5 protein-coding genes and 1 tRNA gene are annotated in these 4,806 nt (G+C 34.9%); 2 read left to right on the forward strand and 4 right to left on the reverse strand.

All coding sequences use genetic code 11. The annotated features are described in order from the left end of the window. The 4 genes from K1X44_08725 to K1X44_08740 all read right to left on the reverse strand — a co-directional run. On the reverse strand, nt 1–967 hold a 967-nt coding region (locus tag K1X44_08725; GenBank protein MBX7147372.1), incomplete at its 3' end, for a hypothetical protein. 223 nt (nt 968–1,190) lie between these two features. Continuing rightward, nucleotides 1,191–1,844 (reverse strand): GTP cyclohydrolase I FolE, encoded by a 654-nt coding sequence (gene folE / locus K1X44_08730; protein ID MBX7147373.1) that lies wholly within the window; start codon nt 1,842–1,844, stop codon nt 1,191–1,193. A 97-nt stretch (nt 1,845–1,941) separates the two neighbouring features. Next, nucleotides 1,942–2,334 carry a Co2+/Mg2+ efflux protein ApaG gene (gene apaG / locus K1X44_08735; protein ID MBX7147374.1) on the reverse strand — a complete coding sequence of 131 codons (393 nt, stop codon included), beginning with the start codon at nt 2,332–2,334 and terminating at the stop codon, nt 1,942–1,944. A gap of 169 nt (nt 2,335–2,503) precedes the next feature. Beyond that, nucleotides 2,504–3,349, reverse strand: coding sequence for an OmpA family protein (locus K1X44_08740; GenBank protein MBX7147375.1), 846 nt, complete (start codon nt 3,347–3,349; stop codon nt 2,504–2,506). 587 nt (nt 3,350–3,936) lie between these two features. Between K1X44_08740 and K1X44_08745 the strand changes: the two genes are divergently transcribed. Next, nucleotides 3,937–4,010, forward strand: a tRNA-Gly gene (locus tag K1X44_08745). A 98-nt stretch (nt 4,011–4,108) separates the two neighbouring features. Further along, nucleotides 4,109–4,606, forward strand: a complete 498-nt coding sequence (locus tag K1X44_08750) for a cysteine hydrolase (GenBank protein ID MBX7147376.1) — start codon at nt 4,109–4,111, stop codon at nt 4,604–4,606. The last annotated feature ends 200 nt before the right edge of the window (nt 4,607–4,806 follow it).

The following is a 4,806-nucleotide window of genomic DNA, read 5'->3' on the forward strand; positions in this document are numbered from 1 at the left end:
TATTATCCTGGCCAATTCCGCCTTCAATTATATCATTACCCTTACCACCTTCTAATCTATCATCACCTGCGTCCCCATAGATAAAATCATCGCCATCATCACCATATAAATTATCTTGGCCATCTTGGCCAAATAATTTATCCGTTCCTATTTCCCCATAAATAAAGTCATTGCCATTTTCGCCATATATTTCATCATTTCCGGCACCACCATGTGTATAATCATCACCATCACCACCCTTTGCTATATCATCACCATCGTTTCCATAGAGATCATCATTTCCAATACCACCAAACACCATATCATTCCCTTCATCCCCATATAATTTGTCATCATGATCTTGGCCAAATAGTGCGTCATCATCCTTACCCCCGTAAAGCTGATCATTGGCTGTACCACCGAAAAGTAAATCCATTCCTGTCCCACCATCCAATCGATCGTTATTATCCCCGCCATCTAATCTATCGTCACCATCTTCCCCAAATAACTGATCGTACCCTATATCGCCATACATGGCATCATCACCCGTACCCCCAAACATAAGATCATAGCCAACATCACCGCGCATCTCATCATTTCCATCACCACCCCACATGGAATCGTCCCCTTCATTCCCATATAATTTATCATCATCTTTATCCCCAAAAATCTGATCATTACCCTTACCCCCAATAAGAATATCTTTCCCGCTATATCCATAAAGATAATCATCCCCACTATCCCCATAAATGTAATCATCACTTCCAACACCACCCAATAAAGTATCATTACCCCCATAGCCAAACATGTTATTCTTTATTCCATCCATACCCTTGGCAAAATCATTACCTTCGCCCCCAACATATGTGTATGTAGCAGGAGTAGTAAGCGTCATAATTTTGGGTAAATCAGTTGAAGCGGTAAAAGTTACCGTATTTAAAAGATTAGAGCGAAATGATTTTTTACTTGTGGTTATTGGAGTGAACATTTATGCCTCTTCAATATATGAATATATGAGTTAAAGTGGCATAAATATAAAAATATTTAGTTAATAAAGTATTAATTATAAATTAATTTTTATAAATTCTTTTTTTATTCTTTTAATATACTTATTTTATACTATTATTGCTGTGTAAAAATAGCTATTTTATAATATTATAAATTTATTTTATAATATCAGAGTTAATAAAGCCATGGTCAAGATTATTGATTTAGGAATGAGAAAAGCTCGCAATTGGTGTACCGATCATGGCCAAAAATTCTCGTCTGGTGGCCGAATCTTTACGAAATGACCCAAGCATCGTACTGGTCACCATACTTACCCCTGGTTTATGAACACCCCTTGTTGTCATACAATGATGGGTTGCATCAATAACCACGGCAACACCTTTTGGCTTTAGAACATTATTAATTGTCTGGGCAATTTGATTGGTCATTTTTTCTTGGATCTGTAAACGTTTACTATAAACCTCTAAAACTCGGGCCAATTTACTGATACCCACCACTCTTTTATTAGGCATATAGGCAATATGGGCGTGCCCTATAATAGGTGCCATATGATGTTCACAATGGGATTCAAAACGTATTCCACGTAACACAACCATTTCATCATATCCTTCAATTTCTTCAAAGGTTCTTTGCAATAATTGTGTTGGGTCAACCGTGTAGCCAGAAAAAAACTCTTCAAAAGAACGTACAACTCTGTCCGGCGTACCACGTAGTCCTTCACGTTCTGGATTATCCCCTGCCCACTGTAAAAGGGTGCGCACAGCCTCTATTGCTTCATCACGAGAAGGTTTCATTTTCGATCGAAAAGATTTTTGGGAGCGATCTATGTTTTTAGAAATTTTATTTTTTATTTTCATTATCCAATCCTTTTAAACGGTTTCATACCGTTTTAAGAATATTTTATAGAATAATCCCCAAAATAAAAGAGCTTATCTTTTACAATCACAAAATTCTTTAATTTAATTTAATGGGTTGATAAGGACTATCTAGAGAAAAAGCAGGAATTGTAATATCAAATGATTCACCGGCTTCATTTTCCATTTGATAACTTCCAAACATAATTCCTGACGGGGTGGTCAAGGGTGTACCACTTGCATATTCAAAAGACTGGCCAGGTTTTATAATAGGTTGCTGTCCAACGACACCATCGCCTCTAACCTCATGAATATGGCCAAGGGAGTCTGTAATACGCCAATATCTTTTTTTCAATTGAACCGTTTCATTGCCTTGGTTAATGATTTTAACATGATAAGCCCACATATATTGTGATTCTTCTGGTAGAGATTGATCCTCCATATATATTGATTCTACAGTAACTTTAATTGAACGGGTGGTTTGGCTATACATTTTATATACCTATTTTGAATCAGGTCCTTTAGTTCAATTATACATAAAAATTTGTATTTTTCCAATTTTAGAAAATTGTACTTAAACTGTTAATAATTAGAATTTAAAATTTATAAAATAAAAACGTCGGGGTAATACCCCGACGTTTTTATTCAGACTATAATATTACTTATTGTACAATTATGATTGCACGACGGTTTTTCCTTTCAGGAGTACCATCTTTTGTACGTACAGCTGGTTCTGCTTCACCACGTCCGGCTGTTGTAATTGCTTCGGCTGGAACGCCACCTGCAATTAAAGCCTTACGTACTGTATCAGCACGACGTAATGATAAAGCCATGTTATATGCAGCTGGACCAGCTAAATCTGTGTGACCTGTTACAGAGATTTGTGGTACTGCTTTTGAACCTAAACCATTAACATAGTTTAGAACTTCGCTAATAACACCTTTACCAGCGGTTGTTAAACGTGATTTATCAAATTCAAAGTATACAATGAATTCTGCAGGAGCAACAACTGCTACTGGAGGAGGAGCTAACAAGGCTTCTAAAGCAACCATTGCTTCCAAAAATTCGGTGCGGCAGCTATTGATATCATCTGGTTGATGATTCTCTTCTTGTTGTTCAACCCAGCAATCAAAACGGCTTTGTGCACGTGCAGCTAAATCAGGGCCTTTTTCCCGACCACCGCCGTCTAAAGCTGTCATTAAACGAGATCTTGCTTGGGCAAGTTCGTCTACTTTATCTGCTGGAAGATCCCAATTGCCCAATTCTTCTGGAAGAACAACTTGACCTTCTGCTGCTGCAAGACCTTTACGGGCAAAATGACGAGCATCTACCCAATCGTATTCAGATCTTGATTCAAAATTTGCATACTGTCTGTATTCTTCAGTTAAGTTTGCAGTAAATGGCGTACCACCGGTTGGCTTTACAGTTCTTACTTTCTGCAAGCTTGTTGTACAGCTTACTAAAATGCCCGCCATGGCAATGACGCCTAACAGTTTAAATATCTTCATTATAACCAGTCCCCTCTTAATTGTTCATTTTAACTATACATCATGCCCGCATTCGACTGAAGAGATGCGACCATAAATAAATTTAACATTTTGCTTCGTCGTAATTCCTACAGCCTGCGCAATACAGACTTTGGCGGACAGCAACACGAGAGCGATCATAGGCATTAAATTTCATCTTGTCAAAAGCCCTAATCAAGTATTTTTCGTACTATTTCAAGATGTGATGCCATAATGTCACAGTCCTTAACGTCTTTGAGAAAGTATTATAGTTCTTTGTTTTTCTTAGTTAATAGGATTTTAGTTAATTTGAACAAAATCAAAGAAAAAATAAGAACTATTTCCCATCCTCACTTTAAATTTTAGGGTAATATAATAAATTAGACAAGGTTTTTTTCGCAGATTTCTATAAAACCTTATAAAATTTTTATATTACTCTATTAAAAGTATTTCATAAAAATATTAAATAAATTTAAATAAAAATCAAATATTCAAATATTTTTTAAATGAAACTTTATATTTAAGCTATATCTGTTTTAATATATCCATTATTTGTCAGGCATTAGGGGTTAGATATATTAACCCATAAAGCGGGTGTAGCTCAATGGTAGAGCAGAAGCTTCCCAAGCTTAAGACGGGGGTTCGATTCCCCTCACCCGCTCCATAATTCATATAACTTTAACTTATGTAAATAATTCATCAAATTTTTTAGGATAAAATTTTAACAATTTATCTTAATTTTTTAAAGATCAGGCCATTAATATGAAATTAGCCTTTTTAATTATTGATATGCAAAAAGCTTTTTACAAAGGGGACGTTGCTAGATCCATGGATTTGGCATGTGAATATATTAATTATATGATCCCTTTATTTCGTCATAAAACACTCCCTATAATTTGGATTCAAGACACAGATCCATCAGATGGTACCATACCTGGACTGGAAGGATTTGATATTATTGATTCTTTAAAGCCAGAAAAAACAGATTTAAAAATAATTAAAAATTATGGTAATGCTTTTAATAAAACCGAATTAAAAGATATGTTAAAAGATCAACACATAGATACCTTGATTTTATCAGGATACTGTGCAGAAAATTGTGTACTTTCAACTTATCGCGGGGCTTTGGATTATGATTTTTCACCTGTGATCTATAAAGGATCTTTGGCAAGTGGAGATCAAGAAAATATCATATTTGTTGAAAAAATAAGCCAAGTCATAAGTTATCAGCCTTTAAAAAAAATAATTGAAATATTATAGATTTCAATAAGGGAATGAACATTATACGTATCATTCCCTTATTATTCTAATTTAAAATTTTTTCTATTTCATCTTGATAAATGATCCACAAGATCATATGCATAATGAGCTATGATAATTCTACCTTCCACATTAATCAAAAAATCTGCGGGCATTCTATAAAAATTACTTTCAGCTTCTGGTATAAGGGAAAAACCTTT

The sequence above is a fragment of the Alphaproteobacteria bacterium genome (assembly GCA_019695395.1).
GTDB lineage: Bacteria > Pseudomonadota > Alphaproteobacteria > JAEUKQ01 > JAIBAD01 > JAIBAD01.